The following is a 16,790-nucleotide window of genomic DNA, read 5'->3' as shown; positions in this document are numbered from 1 at the left end:
TTAATTTGAACCTGCTATAATTTTTACTTCATAATCTTCAATCTCATAACCAATACTTGCTTCTATTTCACTACCCCAGTCTTCTAAACTAATAAACAGTTCTTCTTCTTCATCATAATACTCGGCATATTCCATTACTCGACCATTTATATTACGACTTCTTCCCTCACCAACTACTCTGGCTTCACCGTATTCATCAAGGTAATATGTCTTTCCTTCATGATTAAGCTCTTTTGGAAAAGGCTTTTGCACAGGTAAAGCAATAGTTTTATAAATTCCTAACTCTAGGGAGTCATCCATTTCTACTGCTAACCAAATTGTATCTCTTCCTTGTAGTAATTGATAGCTAATCCACTCGTAGTTACCTTGCCGATATGTGATTTTTCCAACTACCTCATAATCGCCTAAATCATACTCAATTATATCACCAATCTCAATCGATAACGGATCCCTTTCTTTCACTTCTGGTTTTGTATTTTTTTTCGGGAAAAGCTTAGAGAATATTCCCATGTAACACACCTCTTCTCTAAAAACCTTATATTATTTGTACGAGTGAAACAATAAAACGTTTCACTATTTTTTAAAAAATTTACATATTAATTTTAACACAGTACAGAAAGACCTGAAACAAATTCCTCTTCAAGACGGCTGCTAGTTCCTAAAACGTGCTGTTTATGGCTAATTTAACATAAAATGCGTATTAGTCAGTAAATAGCAATATAGTTACCGCTCCTCAAATGAAATTGACTCCCTTTCCGCAGGCACGGCCTCAACTAATTTTTAGAAGAAGAGCACTTCTAAAAATGGATTTTCGGCCCGTAGGACTGCGATTTACTCGTCCCATCGAAAATATTTGATGTTCCTGCAGGAGTGTCGCCAATTTCATTTGATCCGCTAGTGTAACTCGTGAAGTAAGTAGTGTGTAAAATACTATATTACATTTAACTACAACAAGATTTAGCAACAATATAAATTGAAAGTTATATGAAAAAAATACGCTATCTAGCGATGTAAGTGAAATGGTCGAGACTCCTCGGAAATATAGTTCAATTTCCTTCGTGCGATGTTAGTTCATAGAAGCAATCCTTGTCCTGCGGGAACAGCGAATGTTTCCGAGTTAGCTGAAGCCGTGCCTGTGGAAAGGGAGCGAATTTCATTTGAGGAGCGTGTTAGTAACTCGCGTTACTAATTAATGCGCATTTTATATCAAGTCTGAATTTATAGAATCAACAAAACTACCAAAATAAGACTTGAAAAAGGTTATTCAACGGTGTCGATGAATAACATCTAACCCTCCTGTAATCTCAAAAACAGAACCTGTTATCATATCTGAATCTTTTTGACAAAGAAATAATACTGATCTTGCAATGTCTTCCCCAGTACCAGATCTACCAATTGGTGTATCAAGGTCTGGCACACGACGACTTTTTTCAATGGATGCTTCTTTCATTGCACCCGTAATGTTTCCAGGACAAATCATGTTTGAAGTAATACCATGTTCAGCTTCCTCAAAAGCAATTGTTTTTGTCAGAGAAACAAGTCCGACTTTGGCAGCAGCAAATGCAGAACGATTTAACCACCCTGCTGCTGTATTTGCACCTTGAAATCCATAATTAATAATACGTCCAAATCCTTGTTCACGCATTGCTGGAACTGTCAGCTTCAGTAAATGAAAGACTGCATCTAAATTACCTTTTTGCATTAAGTCCCATTCTTTTTCTGTATAATCCATTAATTTTTTTCGTTCAAAAACAAATGGGCCAGCATTATTAATTAAATAATCAATGGTACCAAATTTATTATTCGCTTCCAGTACCGCATTTCCTAACTCTTTTTTTGATGTAACATCTGCTCGTACTGCATGTAATTGTTCAGAAGTATAAATTTCTATTAATTCCTCTACTTTTTTATTATCTGAACGATATGTAAGGGTCACGTTATGTCCTGATTGAAGAAAAAGTTCTGTGACCTTTCTCCCTAAACCTTTACTTCCCGCTGTAATGAAAGCATGTCCCATTTCACTCCTCCTTTTACCATAATTATGTACTTCTATCCTACACGAAGGAAGCCTCTTTTTCTAATAAATTGAAAGTTATGGCTATTTCTAATTTATATTCATGTTTTGGTAATCTTAAACATGGTATAATATAAATATAATAAAGAAAGGAAGTGTTTCATAATGCCATCCGAATACAAGAAGATTTTAGTAGCCGTAGACGGTTCGAGGGCTTCCGAAAAAGCGTTTCAAAAAGCAATAGCTGTTGCAAACCGAAATGATGCACAACTTATTATTGCGCATGTTGTCGATACCAAAACAATTTCTACAGCTGAGACCTATGATCAATCGTTAGTAAACCGTTCTGAAACTTATGCGAATGCTTTATTAGAAGATTATCGTAATCAAGCAACAACTAGTGGGGTAAAAAATGTAGAAGTTCATATTGATTATGGTTCACCAAAGGTTCGTATTCCAAAACACGTTGCAAAACAATTTAATGTAGACTTAATTATTTGTGGAGCCACTGGATTAAATGCTGTGGAGCGTTTTCTAATTGGAAGTGTTTCAGAAAACATTACGCGCTATGCAAAGTGTGATGTGCTTGTAGTACGTGCAGATGAAATGATTGAGGACTAATTCAAAATTCAGACATTAATAATGAATACAAAAGCTGGTACAAGGTTTTCATCACAACCTTGTACCAGCTTTTATTTTGTTTATGTTAATCGTAAAACGTCTCTTGCAATCATTACTTCTTCGTTAGTTGGAATAACAATGACTTTTACTGGTGAATGTGGATAGTTAACAAATGCTTCTTTTCCACGGACGTTATTTAACGCCGGATCCCAATAAACACCCATAAACTCTAATCCTTCTAATACACGTTGGCGAACTTCCGCACTATTTTCACCAACACCTGCAGTAAAGATGATTGCATCAACACCCTGCATTCTCGCTGCATAGGAACCAATGAACTTGTGAATGCGGTCTGCAAAGATTTTAAGTGCTAATTCTGCACGTTCATCTCCATTTTCTGCTTTTTCTTGAATATCACGTAGATCACTAGAAAAACCAGATAATGCTAACATACCACTTTCTTTATTTAACACCTGTAATACTTCGTTAACTGACTTTCCTGTTTTCTCCATAATGTAAGGCACAAGAGCAGGATCAATGTTACCTGAACGAGTTCCCATTGTTACACCAGCAAGTGGTGTGAAGCCCATTGATGTATCAATTGATTCACCATTTTCTATTGCAGCAATACTTGCACCATTTCCTAGGTGACAAGAAATAAGACGCAATTGTTCTACTGGAACACCCATTAAGTCTGCTGCACGTTCTGAAACATATTTATGTGACGTACCATGGAAACCATATTTTCTAATACCATACTTCTCATAGTATTCATATGGCAAGCTATAAAGATATGATTGCTCTGGCATTGTTTGGTGGAAAGCAGTATCAAACACTGCCACCGCTGGCACATCAGGTAAAATGTCTTTGAACGCACGGATACCTGTTAAATTAGCCGGATTATGAAGAGGTGCTAATTCAGAAACTTCATCAATCTCTTGGATGATTTCTTCTGTCACAAGTACAGAATCACTAAATTTCTCTCCACCATGTACGACACGATGACCAATTCCGTCTATTTCATTTAGTGATTTGATTACACCTGAAGCCTTTAATTTTTCTAATAACATTTTAACTGCTTCTTCATGGTCAGGAATATCTTTTACAGTACGATCTTTTTCTTCACCATATTCAATAGTAAACACAGAGTCGTTAATTCCGATTCGTTCTACTAATCCTTTTGCTAAAACATTTTCATTTGGCATTTCGATTAACTGGAATTTCAATGATGAACTACCAGCATTAATTGCTAAAACATTACTCAAAATCATCCATTCCTTTCAACACGCTAATTTATCTTTTTTTATCCATTACTATTCTAACCAAGTTTTTAGTCAAATTGCAACATGAACCTACAATATTTAAGTATTCCATGTCGAATTTGTTATTTTCTAATAATTAATAACCTTCATTTTTAAACCAGTGATTCATTTTTTCTACAATTTGTTCAGTAGCACGTATGTCTTTAAATGAAGGTAATTGTGCTAATAACGCCTGTTTTGGAGCTTTGGTATTTTCACCTTTTTTCTGCAAGATTAAAATACTTTTGGCTTGCTTCTCAGACGCAAAAATACTAGTAGGTAATTGCAATAAACCAACTATATGAACGTGCTGTTGTAAATAAACATGTAATTTATCTGCTTGATCACTATCAAATAAAAAGTTTGGGATAACAAACAACATAAATCCGCCATCTTTCGTATAGTGTACACTCTGTTCAATAAACAAATGATGTGAGTAAGCATGGCCGTCAGCTACATTTAATTGATACTCGCTTGCTCGCACGTCATCTGGGTAATACCCAACAGGTAAGTCAGATATAACTAAATCTACGGGTTCTAACAAAAATGGTTGTAAACTATCTTGATGGAAATACTCAATTTCTGTTTTTTGTATATTTGCATTTATCAATCCAAGCTTAATTAAAGTAGGATCTATCTCACTACCATAAGCCTTTACTTCCATTCCTAGTTGATTTATTACAGCAGTTAACAAGTTAGCAGTGCCTGATGCGGGATCAAAAATGCGTATTTTTTCATTGTTATGTACTAACTTTTGTGCAACATAACCAATAAACATTGCAACAGTATCAGGGGTAATCAAATGCTGTTGCTGTGTTGCCCCTTTCATACTTTTTAGTATCGCAAGCTGGATCACTTTACGAATTTCTTCCTTCTTTAATTTATCAAAAGAGAGAGCGCTGATTTTTTCATCAACAAATTGCTGAACAGACTCTGACATCTCTTCTGGAGGACTTTGTGTAAATACATATTCTAATCCAATTATTAAACTTTCCATATACGACAGCTTCATGTTTTTCTCAACATATTCCGTCATTTCGTCTAATAACTGATAGTTTTTTTCCACATTTGATTGTTCCATGTACGATCTTCCTCTCAAAGCATTTAAATATGTAAAAAAGAATGCCAACAATATTATGAAGGCATTCTTTAGATATGTCTAGCAATTTAATTGTCTTTATCTTGTCCTTTACCTTTTCCAGCGATGATATCCTGTATTTTTTCCAATGCTTGTGGTGCAACATCGACTAATTTTTCATATAAATTAGCAGTACCATCCAAGTGTATCATTTGTACACCTTGTTGCTTATTGACAATTAAAAATCCAATAGGCGTAATGGTAACACCTCCACCACTACCTCCACCAAACGGAAGTGAAGGCTTCTCTTCCTGATCGTTTTCCGAAGGTTTAGTTTGTCCAAATTCACTTCCTCCAGCTGCAAAACCAAATCCTACCTTTGATACAGTAATAATGATGCTTCCATCAGGTGATTCAATAGGTTCACCAACAATAGTGTTCACATCTATCATTGTTTTTAAGTTTTCCATTGCAGTTGACATTAATCCCTCAATCGGGTGTGTTTTATTATTCATTAGATGACCTCCTCATACACAATATTGATTTTTAATTAAGTAATTTTCTGTTCCATTTTCCGATTTGCATCAAGGTATACATAGCTTGCCCTAGTCTAATTGAAAAGATACATGTACAAGTCGAGTTAATTAATTTCTCTTGAAAAACGGGAGTTACTTGATAATTGGGGGTAGTTTTCAACTTCATGAATGAATCAAGCATAGCACCAACACTCCCCTTAATTGACCAGCACAACCCACTAATCATCCCTGTGCTTGCTGCATCAGCTGTACCAATGGTTGTCTCCCAATCAAAAGTATGAACTTTTACTTTTCGTAACCTTCTACGAATTAATTTTTGAATAATGTGTCTTTTTTCATAAAGATTTATATATTTTTTGAACCTTTCTTTAAATCCACTGATTATATTCTTTGATCCTTCTACTAGGTCCTCAGTACCTTCTTCGCTCATATCCATCTCAATTATTTCTTCTTGTTTGTAACAAGGGATACCGGCAACATGTATAATTAGTAAATACAGAAGATCTTGTTGTTCCCATTTAATTTCAACTGTGAATTTAATTGAAATGAATAAACTAATTAATAGAATTGATACAATAATTAAAATAATAATAAGCATGCCTATAAAACCTCCCTATTATCAGTATGGCAATTTATTCTAATAATTAATCATATTGCGTTTAAAATTCCTTTGCATAGGCTATAAAGTAAATAAGAATGAGTTATATAGGAGGATTAGCAATGCGATCTTTAAAGAATATTTATTTTTATTATCCAAAAGAAAGTGTGTCGGCTGAGAGACTGTCACAATTAACTCAAGCATGTAAAGATAATGGCTTTAACATTGTGGAAGCAGATAATGAAGCTGATGTAGTAATTTGTATTGGTGATGACGGTGTATACTTACAAGGTGTTCGACATACCGGATTTCGTAGTGACTGTTTATATATCGGAATTTCAGAAGAAGATCAAGCGGGATTGTATGAAGGATTTTTATTAGATGATTACCAAGAGATGTTTGATACATTAAAACAGGAAACATTCGAAGTTCAAAATTTTCCTCTTATTGATGTCTCAATTAATGGTGCTACACCATTTTACTGTTTAAACGAAGCCAGTATTAGGTCCTCAATTATAAAAACAATCGCTATAGATGTATATATAGATGATCGCCATTTCGAGCGTTTTCGTGGTGATGGCTTGATTGTGGCTACCCCAACAGGTAGTGCTGGGTATAATAAATCCACCCAAGGTGCTATATTAGATCCTGCAGTACCATGTTTTCAATTAACAGAATTAGCTTCACTTAATAATAATCACTATCGTACTTTAGGCTCTTCGCTAATTTTAGCGGAAAATAAAACACTCCGTTTAGAAGTAATACAAGATGGAAATGACTACCCAATCATCGGTTTAGATAATGAAGCGTATTCCATCCGTAATATTCAGCACATAACACTAACTATGAGCGGAAAATCGATTCAGACAATAAAGCTTCCAGGTGATACTTACTGGGACCGTCTAAAACATATATTTTTATAAAGTAAACCTTCAATCAGTGGGAGTTTTACGGACGGTTACACCGGGATAAACTAATTTTTAAGTATTAATAAATTAAAAACAGTCTCATTTGACTTAAGGTCAAATAAGACTGTTTTTTCATTTCCTGTTACTTTGTTCAAACATAATCGACTCATCAACAACTGTCATCACTACATTAACATCACGAATAGACTCTTTTTTCACTTTAAACAGATCTTGATCAAATATAGTGAAATCCGCCACATAGCCCGGCTCAATAAGGCCACGATCATGTTCATGTCCAATTACATAAGCACTTCCTTCTGTATATAAAGAAACTGCCTCAAATACTGATAATTGTTCTTTTTCGTTATATATTTTGCCATTCAGACTCGATTTTCGTAAAACAAAGGCCTCAATACCTAACAATGGATTAACTTCTTCAATTGGTGCATCAGAACCAGCAGCACATGGGATGTCTTCTTGTAAAAATGTTTTCCAAGGATAAGATGTCTTTACTCGCTCTTTTCCAATTCTTTCTATAACCCATGGAAAGTCAGAAGCTACAAAAGAAGGTTGGATATCCAATACAGCATTTGTCTTCTTTAGTGCTTGTAGAACCGCTTCATCAACAATTTGTGCATGGATAATCCGATCTCTTCTCTCATTTTTTAATGGATATTTGTACAACAAATTAGCAACTGTCAAAATGGCTTGGTCTCCAATTGCATGAACTGCAATTGGCATTTCTAATTGACGTGCACGGATAACAAGAGACTCTAAATTTTCTTCTGTGTGAATCGGAATACCAACGTTACCTGGGTCATCTGAATACGGGGCTTGAAGCCAAGCCGTCCTTCCACCCAATGCTCCATCAGAGAATATCTTCATTGCACCTAAAGTAACATAATTTGTCCCTGACCCATAGCCCAAACCTCGCTTTTCCATATCCTCAATAACTTCATGATGAACAAGCAAATGTGCACGAAATTTTCTGTTCTTTCCTTCTATGGCTTTATGAAATGCTTCCCACGTCTTATTAAAACTGTTTTCACCATAATAAGCTAAATCTTCACTATGTCCACCTACTAGACCAAGTCTTAACAAGTCATCGACGGATGTTGTTACTAATTTTGTTAAGTCATTCTTTGAGACATCTGGAATGGCCTGCTTAATAAGGTCTTGTGCATTATCTAAAAAATAACCTGTTAATGCCCCATTTTCATCTCTCACAATCTTACCACCTTGCGGATCCAGTGTTTCTTCTGTGATATTTGCTAATTGAATTGCTTTTGAATTGGCAATTATAGCATGCCGACAAACACGGGTTAACATAACGGGGTGTTTTTCCGTAATTTCATCTAGTTCTGATTTATCAATGACACGCGGGTCATCCCACTGATTTTCATTCCACCCTTCACCAATCAACCATTCCCCTTCTGATAACGTCTCCAATCGTCTTTCTAACGCATACAATACCTCATCCGCATGCATCATCTTAGATAGGTCCAAGTGAACAATCTTCTCACCGTGACCAATAATATGTAAATGACTATCAACGAAACCTGGAAATAGCACAGTACCTTGTAGATCATGATTAGTCACTATCCGTTCATTATATTTTTCCTTTAATTCATTTAAATTTCCAGTAGCTACTATTATGCCATTTTCAGTATAAATAGCTTCTACTTTTTCATTTTCTTCTTTCATTGTATAGATTGTTCCACCAAACCATAATGTGCCCATGCACCTATTCTCCTTTGTACTTCCCTTCTTATATGATTAAACGATACCAAAATAAACGCCTATTGAAAAGAGTAGTGCTCATTTAGAGCACTACTCTTTGTTATGCCATCTGATATTTAGTTAGATTGTCCGCCCATTTGTTGTTCGGCCATTTGTACTAGACGTTTCGTGATTTCTCCACCTACAGAACCGTTAGCACGAGAAGTTGTATCAGCACCAAGATTTACACCAAACTCTTGTGCAATTTCATATTTCATTTGGTCTAATGCTTGGCTTACACCAGGTACTACTAATTGGTTTGAGCTATTGTTACTTGCCATGATTTCTTCACCTCCTCTGTGGTACATCTATAGAATGTGTCGAAAGGAGAGAAATCATTCAAAAAAATAGCTGGTAGTTGTTTCATCTTTCACCTAAATTTACGTATTTAAATTAGAACAAATCGTCCATTGGATCAATTGCCTTGGTGTTATGCGAAACAGTAACTACTTTAATACCATCGAAAATATCTTGCATTTCTTTTTCAATATCCATTTGCTCTTCAAAATAGACAACTTTATCACGTTTCGGCTTTGTCTTAGGAGCTTTCGGAACAAATAGTGTACAGCAGTCGTCGTATGGTCGAATTGAAATATTATAGGTGTCTATTTTCTCAGCGATAGAGATAATTGATTCTTTGTCCATTGCGATTAGTGGTCGTAGCACTGGATAACGTGTCACATCATTAATAGCATGCATACTTTGCATTGTTTGACTTGCTACTTGACCAAGACTTTCACCCGTTATCAATGATAATATCCCTTCGTTATCAGCAATTCTCTCACTAATACGTAGCATCATTCGTCGCATTACTGTCATGGAGTAACCATACGGAATTTCACGATGTATCTTTGACTGTAATGCAGTAAATGGAACAATATGAACTTTCACTTTTTTTCCATACTTCGTTAATTCTTTAGCCAAATCTAAAACCTTTTGTTTAGCTGCTTCACTAGTATACGGAGGTGAATGAAAATGTACTGCCTCTATTTGCACACCTCTGTTCATTGCTAAGTAGCCAGCTACAGGACTATCGATGCCACCTGATAATAACAATAATGATTTCCCAGCCGTGCCAACAGGTAAACCACCCGCACCCTTAATTTTTTGTGAAGTGATATATGTGGCATCTTTCCGAATATCAATATGCAATTCTAAGTCAGGTTTGTGTACATCAACTGTATAATCAGTCGTATTAGTAAGTAAATGAGTACCTACTACATGATTAAATTCTTGTGAACCAATTGGAAATTCTTTATTTGCACGTTTTGTTGTGATTTTAAAGGTTTTAACGTGTAGTGCTTTGTTTAAAGCGAATAAAGCCGCCTCTTTAATAAGCTCTACATCATTATCAACTCTAATTGCTAAACTTAAACTTTGAATTCCAAAAATAACTTTACATTTTTCAATGATTGGACTTGGGTCTTCACCATTTAACATAATCGTCATACGATCACGTGCATTTTTAATTTTCACATTAGGATATGCATGCAATTTATCACGAACGTTTTCATGTAGTTGATGAATAAATATCTTTCTGTTTTTCCCTTTTAAAGCTAACTCTCCATATCGAATTACAATGTGATCATAATGCATTTTCATCTACCCCATAACTTTACTCAATTGTTGTACTACTCTTTGTAACGAGCGACTAAATAATTCAATTTCCTCTTTTGTATTATAATAAGATAAACTAATTCGTAATGCGGATATTGTTCGATCATGTGAAAAGCCAACAGCTTTTAGAACTGCACTCTCATCAGTTTTTTTTGAAGAACAAGCAGACTTTGTTGATATAAAAATATCTCTTTCTCCTAGAGCATGGATAATTACTTCAGGTTTATATCCTGGAATAGAGATGTTTAATATGTGTGGTGCTTGATCCTCAATTGTGTTGATTTTTATAAAGGATATTGCTAACAGCTCTGCTCGCAGTTGTTGATTTAACTCTTTGAGATACTCACTGTGTGTTTTTGACTTTTCAGTTATAAGACGCATGGCTTTGACCAAAGATACAATACCAGCTAAGTTTTCTGTACCAGATCGCAAATTACTTTGTTGATTTCCACCATGTAATAACGGAAATAATTTTGTGCCTTTTTTTACATACAATAATCCCGTTCCCTTTAAGCCGTGGATTTTGTGGCCAGATACTGTACATAAATCAATCCCAGTTCCATTCATATCTAATGGGATTTTACCATACCCTTGAACATGATCTACGTGGAAATATATTCTCGGCATCTCTTTTAGCATCTTTCCAATAGCTTCAACGGGTTGAATTGTTCCTAATTCATTATTGACATGCATAATACTAACCAAGATTGTTTCTTTTGTAATTGCTTGTTTAACATCTGCAAATTTCACTATACCGTTACTGTCTACTGGTAAATAAGTAACTGTAAAGCCTAATGTCTCTAATGACTTACATGCCTCTATTACGGAAGGATGTTCAATCTCTGTTGTAATTATATGTCTTCCTTTATTTTGATGGGCTAGCGCTATCCCCTTAATTGCCATGTTATTTCCCTCAGTACCGCCAGAAGTGAATACAATTTCTTCTTGTTCAACTCCAAATAACTCGGAAGCTTGATTTTGAGCTTTCCTCAAAAGATTTTCTGCATCAATTCCAAAGCGGTGAATCGATGATGGATTACCATAAAATTGCTGTGAAACTTTCAGAAAACTTTCCAGCACCTCTGGAAATGGTTTCGTTGTTGCACTATTATCAAAGTAAATCATTATAATCTCCTTAAATTCCTTTTTGCATTGAAACATCTTAACATAGATTACACATGAGGGAAAGTCTTTATCCGATGTTTTAACTACAATGAACACACTATAAGAGAGTCTCACATAAAAGTCCCTTACTATACATTAGCAAGGGACTTTCTGTAACCGACAGTTACTCTGTTTCAATATTCAATGCGCTCAATAGCTCATCAATTGATACACTATTTCCTTGTTCAAAATCATATAAAACATTAGTTGTGTCTATTGTTTGTTGATCCGTTAGGTTTATATTTGTGTTAGGATCTTCATTTATTAGATGAGTTGTTTCAAATATCCTTAGATTCTTACTTAAGACAACTTTTTCTCGAACGGATATTGCATGTTGCTGACCAGCCAATTGTGGTGTCTCTTTTCCAAGTAATACAAAAAAGAAGGATATCCATACAATAATTATTGAAGAGCTAAGCCCAATAACCATCCATTTTTTCATATTCTAATCACCCTAACTTGGTACTTGAACTTGTATCAAAGACTCTAAACGTTTTAGGGAGCCGGGTTCAATCTCTTCTAATGCGTTAGCTGCTGTTTCAAGAGATTCTTCATAAGCATAATCTCTAAACAGCTTTTCAGATTCTGATAACTTCGCTGCTAGTAAAGGATATTTACTACGGTATCGATTCGCATACTGTATGATTGTTTCCACTAAATATGCTTGATCTAAAACTAGATTAGTTTGTTCAATCATTGTTTGAACAGAAGCTTCAGCCTCTTCTAAAGCATATTGCACTTCGCCCATATCAAGTGGTTGTCTCTCTAGTTTATCAATAACTAAACTGCTTTTTTCTGTAGCTTCGTCTAACTGAATCCATAAAAATGCAGGCACACCTGGAATATTACTTTTTTGCAATTTGCGGTTTGTATTGAATAGCTGCTTTTTTAATGTATCAACTTTCTGTTTTGCGTTTATTTCATCTTTTCGAATTGTACGAACCTGCTCTTTAAAATCCTGATGTGACGTTTGTAACTGTTGTAAATCTTGATAGGTAGTTTCTAAATGATCACTAAGAGCCATGTAAGTCCGTTTTTCATTTTCTAGATCCGCTTCTAACTCTTCAAATTGCTGTTGTATCTGACGAATCCACTTCTCTAAGTTTGAATGTAATTCTAGATCACTTTCTTCTAAATAGTATGTCTGTTGTAAATTTTTAACTTCTTCATTTGTAGCTTCAAAATCACTCGAAACATCACTAATCATTTTTTTAAAGTCTACTAGATTTTTCTCAACATAAGATCTTGCGTGTGCTTCTTTTTCTAATATATTGTAAATTTCCGTTATCCGTTCTTCAATTGATTCCAGCAACTCATTAATATCAGCTACATCACCTTTTTCAAGTTGATCAACACATTTCGTTAATTGATCCTGATAACTTTTTAACTCTCTTTCAAATCCTAGGTGTCCAATTCGATAGCCTTCATCCTTCATTTGTTTTACGCCAGTTAACAATTTGTCTATTTGATGAGGAATTTCGCGGTTACATTTTTTGTAAATGACAGGAAACTCTTCAATTTTTTCAGATAACATCTGCATATTTGTTTTTAGTTCATCAACATATTGTTTTGCTTCAGAGTAATTTCCTGAATCAATTGAAGCAAAGTATTGATCCAATAGCTGCTGTAGGTCATCGATTTCAACTTCAAAGCGAATTTCTGCCTTTCCATATTGATGACGATTTCGTAATAATTCTCTTCGTAATTCTTTAATTTTCGGTTGGACTTCTTCTACTTCTTTTCTGCTTTGTTTTTCAGAATCAAGTAACTCATCTAATTCATTAAACATTTGCTCAATAGTAGTTTCAACTGTTTGTAAAGTCTGTTCAACTGTTTTTAAGTTTTTCTTAGCAGTTGCTATTCGAAAGCGATCTGCGGCTTCTTCCGCATCTAATAAAAATTCTTCTATATCAGGCAATTCTCTTGTAAGAATATAATCCCAGCTATTTTTCCACTCTTCAAATTTTTCCTGTGTTTCACCTGACAAATTTAAACTTTTAATCCGCTGTAATTCTGTTGTTACATTTCGGTTCATAATGTCCATTTTCCAGCTCTCGTGTCTATCTACTTCATCATATACCTTTTTTCGTAATATTAATCCGATAATAATCAACGTGATTATAACGAGAATAACCCCTATGATATAGGCAACCATGTTTGTTAATCCCCCTTAAACAACTTAAACTCAAATAAACCTAATGATTACTATTGCTTCTAACTTGTTAATTAAAATTTTATGTATTAACCATATGATACCATGATACGACATATTTTTGCTAAAAAATAAATAAATTATTTATCTACTAGACATTTTTCTTGTTAATATCAAATAAGTAAACAATTGGACTGGTGAAAATCTGTAAGATATAATAAGATTCATTGTAAGATTGCTCTTACTAAAAAAGGGGAGAGATATCATGTTTAATAGTGTGTCCTACACAAATTCACCAGAAAAAGATTACCAACTTTTATTAAAACAATTGGAAGCATTAATAGAGGATGAAAAAGACATCGTTGCTAACCTATCCAATGCTGCTGCCTTATTAAATCAATTTTTGTCAGATATTAATTGGGTAGGCTTCTATCTTCTTAAAGAGGGGGAGCTAGTATTAGGACCATTTCAAGGTTTACCAGCCTGTGTACGCATTGCAGTTGGAAAAGGGGTTTGCGGCACAGCTGTTAGCGAACGTAAAACACAAAGAATTGCTGATGTACACCAATTCCCTGGTCATATAGCTTGTGACGCTGCAAGTCAATCTGAAATTGTTGTGCCAATTATTGTGAATGAAGAAGTTATCGGCGTATTAGATATTGACAGTCCAAATAAAGATCGATTTGATTCACTTGACCAGAAATACCTAGAAGAATTCACTGGGATTCTTGAGGGTTATTTATAAGAAAACAGCCTCCTTAATTTCTTAAGGGGCTGTTTCTTTCTTATATCTTAGCTACTCCATTTTTCCCTAAACGTTTCGCCTCATATAGGGAACGATCTGCACGGTCAAAGATAGACTGCATTTTCTCTGGATTGTTCTGGTCCCAATGCGCAATACCAATTGAGACAGTAATTTTAGGCTGTGTATTTGCTTCAATCATCAATACTAAATCAGAAGCCTCTTGCAAACCGTTCTCAACAGAAGATTCTGGTAAATAGACCGCTAATTCCTCACCACCCCACCTTGCAGTAAATCCTTTATTTTCTATATTTTCACGTATGATTGTTGCCACTTGAATAATTAATTCATCACCAACATCATGTCCATACGTATCATTAATTTGTTTGAAATCGTCAATATCAATTAACAAAAATACACCTTTACTATCTACTTCCAGATGTTGTTTGCACTTCTCATCCAAATACTTACGAGAATATAACCCTGTTAAATAATCAGTAATAACAAGCTTTTCTAATTGCTCTCGTAACATTGAATTGACAAAGGCTAATGTTGAATGATGTACGATTGACTTAATTAATTTAAAACTATCAAAAGAGAAAAAATACGGATTTTGATGTAAAAGAATAATTACACCCTTTAATTGGCAAGACTGTACCATAGGTATTACCATCACTGATTTCAAACCAAAGAATCTATTTGGATACTTACTAGAGAAATCTCCAATAAAAATTGCATCCTTTTTTTCTTTTATTATAAGAAGCATGTCATCTAAAAAATCCTCTGCTAGTGGTGTATGAAAAAATGTTGTTGACTCATCCAGGAGATTATACTTCTGATTCTCTTCATTTAATAGAACAAAACCAACTTCCTCAGCATGAAATGATTGTTTAAATTGTTCCCTCATAAATATTGTTGTTTCAGTCAAGCGTAAATTTGAGTTTAAATTGTGTGAGATTTCGTTTATTAATTGCAAATCTGCAATGAGTTGATTTGATTGCTGATACAATTGTGCATTTTCTAATGCATTTCCTGCTGTACTGGCTAATAATCGAATAAATTCAATATCACTTTCTGGAAATTTAGAGATATCATATGCTGTAATTTGTAATACACCATAAATTCCTTGTTTTCCGTGTAATGGTGCAAATAAACGTGTTTTACCCTTAAGCATCTCTAATTTTATGTCTCCTGTCAAAAAGGCCTGTACACTTAACTTTTCAGCAAACTCCTCATTATAAATCAACCGCTTAACTGGTAGATTTTTATCATTTTGATAGTCACTAGATAAAAACAAGTTGCATCTAAATTCAGGATATATATAACGTATGGTGTTGACTATTTCCGTCAACACATCATTTGTATTCATAGTTGAATGAAATTTTTGAGTTACACTGTACATTAATTCATATTTATTTGCTTGTTCCATCATTAGTGAATAATCATCTAAACTGCTTAACAGGCTATTTGTTTCAGATGCTATTTCCTCCAAAAAGCAATAGAAATGATCATTATCATCCACTTCCTCATCAAAGGCAATTAACATAAAGCCAACTTTAGAATTGTTGTTATTTAGGGGAACTAAGAATGTTGGGTACTCGTAGGTGTTATGAAATGCGGATTGTCCATTATAAATATTAAATTCTGAATGAAAGCTTTTATTTACTTGCTTATTAAAAAAACCATCTGTAATCAAGTGCTTTATTAATAAGTTGTCTTCCTCAGCATTTGTTTTAGCTAATTTAAAATCATCTTTCCAACGATCATACAAATATACTGCAACATGTGAGGCATATGTAAGATATTTAATTTCTCTAACTATCTTTTCAATCATCTCTTCCTGATTATGCATGGTAGAAATAGCACCTTTTGGAAATAGCTTATGGAATCTATCTTTAGCAACCATATAATTAATTTTCATTGTTCCCTCACCTACTGTTTTTAACTTAATGTCACATCTTACAAAGGTTGTTATAAGCATGATAGATATTACTCTTTTATAGAATATGTTCTATTATCTATTATAAAGCATTACTTGTTATTTTCCTACCAATAAAATAGGACAAATTTCTCACAACTATATTAAAAATCTTTCTCTATTGACTTCATGTGCAAAAAGTCATATAATGAACTTTGTGTAAAAAAGGTAGCCTATGTGAACCACCGTTTGTTCATTTTGTTCCTTATCTTTTAAAAGTAAGGTGTATCGTGTAACTCTCTGCTGCTGGAGCGATGGTACATGAAAACAAAATGTCATGCGATCATGGAACACTCTGTCTT

The 16,790-nt window shown here is 34.3% G+C and carries 16 protein-coding genes; 3 read left to right on the top strand and 13 right to left on the bottom strand.

What is annotated here, in order from left to right; translation table 11 throughout:
* Positions 1 to 510: a DUF4178 domain-containing protein gene (locus tag D2K40_RS07840; RefSeq protein ID WP_117154707.1), complete on the bottom strand. Its 510-nt coding sequence runs from the start codon at positions 508 to 510 to the stop codon at positions 1 to 3.
* Positions 511 to 1,264: 754 nt separating this feature from the next.
* Positions 1,265 to 2,017: an SDR family oxidoreductase gene (locus D2K40_RS07835; RefSeq protein ID WP_117154705.1), complete on the bottom strand. Its 753-nt coding sequence runs from the start codon at positions 2,015 to 2,017 to the stop codon at positions 1,265 to 1,267.
* Positions 2,018 to 2,179: 162 nt separating this feature from the next.
* Here D2K40_RS07835 and D2K40_RS07830 point away from each other — a divergent pair, with 162 nt between their 5' ends.
* Complete coding sequence (locus D2K40_RS07830; protein WP_117154703.1) at positions 2,180 to 2,635, top strand: universal stress protein; 456 nt, start codon at positions 2,180 to 2,182, stop codon at positions 2,633 to 2,635.
* Positions 2,636 to 2,715: 80 nt separating this feature from the next.
* Here D2K40_RS07830 and D2K40_RS07825 read toward each other — a convergent pair whose 3' ends face one another.
* The 4 genes from D2K40_RS07825 to D2K40_RS07810 form a co-directional block, all read right to left on the bottom strand.
* Positions 2,716 to 3,900 (bottom strand): acetate kinase, encoded by a 1,185-nt coding sequence (locus tag D2K40_RS07825; protein WP_117154701.1) that lies wholly within the window; start codon positions 3,898 to 3,900, stop codon positions 2,716 to 2,718.
* 133 nt (positions 3,901 to 4,033) lie between these two features.
* Entirely contained in the window at positions 4,034 to 5,017 is a 984-nt protein-coding gene (locus D2K40_RS07820) for a class I SAM-dependent methyltransferase (RefSeq protein WP_117154699.1), read from the bottom strand.
* A gap of 86 nt (positions 5,018 to 5,103) precedes the next feature.
* The gene (gene ytfJ / locus D2K40_RS07815; RefSeq protein WP_117154697.1) at positions 5,104 to 5,529 is read right to left on the bottom strand and encodes a GerW family sporulation protein; all 426 of its coding nucleotides are present in this window, start codon (positions 5,527 to 5,529) and stop codon (positions 5,104 to 5,106) included.
* A gap of 31 nt (positions 5,530 to 5,560) precedes the next feature.
* Entirely contained in the window at positions 5,561 to 6,148 is a 588-nt protein-coding gene (locus tag D2K40_RS07810) for a DUF2953 domain-containing protein (RefSeq protein WP_117154695.1), read from the bottom strand.
* Between the two features lie 122 nt (positions 6,149 to 6,270).
* On the opposite strand from D2K40_RS07810, the gene D2K40_RS07805 reads away from it, so the two are divergent.
* Positions 6,271 to 7,071 carry an NAD kinase gene (locus D2K40_RS07805; RefSeq protein WP_117154693.1) on the top strand — a complete coding sequence of 267 codons (801 nt, stop codon included), beginning with the start codon at positions 6,271 to 6,273 and terminating at the stop codon, positions 7,069 to 7,071.
* Between the two features lie 117 nt (positions 7,072 to 7,188).
* Here D2K40_RS07805 and D2K40_RS07800 read toward each other — a convergent pair whose 3' ends face one another.
* From D2K40_RS07800 to ezrA, 6 genes are all read right to left on the bottom strand, one after another.
* The gene (locus D2K40_RS07800; protein WP_117154691.1) at positions 7,189 to 8,796 is read right to left on the bottom strand and encodes an amidohydrolase; all 1,608 of its coding nucleotides are present in this window, start codon (positions 8,794 to 8,796) and stop codon (positions 7,189 to 7,191) included.
* Between the two features lie 116 nt (positions 8,797 to 8,912).
* Positions 8,913 to 9,116, bottom strand: coding sequence for an alpha/beta-type small acid-soluble spore protein (locus D2K40_RS07795; RefSeq protein ID WP_117154689.1), 204 nt, complete (start codon positions 9,114 to 9,116; stop codon positions 8,913 to 8,915).
* Between the two features lie 112 nt (positions 9,117 to 9,228).
* Positions 9,229 to 10,431 (bottom strand): tRNA uracil 4-sulfurtransferase ThiI, encoded by a 1,203-nt coding sequence (gene thiI / locus D2K40_RS07790; protein ID WP_117154687.1) that lies wholly within the window; start codon positions 10,429 to 10,431, stop codon positions 9,229 to 9,231.
* A gap of 6 nt (positions 10,432 to 10,437) precedes the next feature.
* Positions 10,438 to 11,577 (bottom strand): cysteine desulfurase family protein, encoded by a 1,140-nt coding sequence (locus tag D2K40_RS07785; protein WP_117154685.1) that lies wholly within the window; start codon positions 11,575 to 11,577, stop codon positions 10,438 to 10,440.
* 163 nt (positions 11,578 to 11,740) lie between these two features.
* The gene (locus D2K40_RS07780) at positions 11,741 to 12,058 is read right to left on the bottom strand and encodes a hypothetical protein (RefSeq protein WP_117154683.1); all 318 of its coding nucleotides are present in this window, start codon (positions 12,056 to 12,058) and stop codon (positions 11,741 to 11,743) included.
* A gap of 12 nt (positions 12,059 to 12,070) precedes the next feature.
* On the bottom strand, positions 12,071 to 13,771 hold the full coding sequence (gene ezrA, locus D2K40_RS07775; protein WP_117154681.1) for a septation ring formation regulator EzrA: 1,701 nt from the start codon (positions 13,769 to 13,771) through the stop codon (positions 12,071 to 12,073).
* 262 nt (positions 13,772 to 14,033) lie between these two features.
* On the opposite strand from ezrA, the gene D2K40_RS07770 reads away from it, so the two are divergent.
* Entirely contained in the window at positions 14,034 to 14,513 is a 480-nt protein-coding gene (locus tag D2K40_RS07770) for a GAF domain-containing protein (RefSeq protein WP_117154679.1), read from the top strand.
* 40 nt (positions 14,514 to 14,553) lie between these two features.
* Here the strand turns inward: D2K40_RS07770 and D2K40_RS07765 are convergent, their stop codons facing one another.
* Complete coding sequence (locus D2K40_RS07765) at positions 14,554 to 16,431, bottom strand: sensor domain-containing diguanylate cyclase (protein WP_229666622.1); 1,878 nt, start codon at positions 16,429 to 16,431, stop codon at positions 14,554 to 14,556.
* Between the last annotated feature and the right edge of the window lie 359 nt (positions 16,432 to 16,790).

Origin of the sequence: Paraliobacillus quinghaiensis, assembly GCF_003426025.1 — a bacterium.
GTDB lineage: Bacteria > Bacillota > Bacilli > Bacillales > Amphibacillaceae > Paraliobacillus_A > Paraliobacillus_A quinghaiensis.
This window is presented reverse-complemented; position numbering and strand designations above follow the sequence as displayed.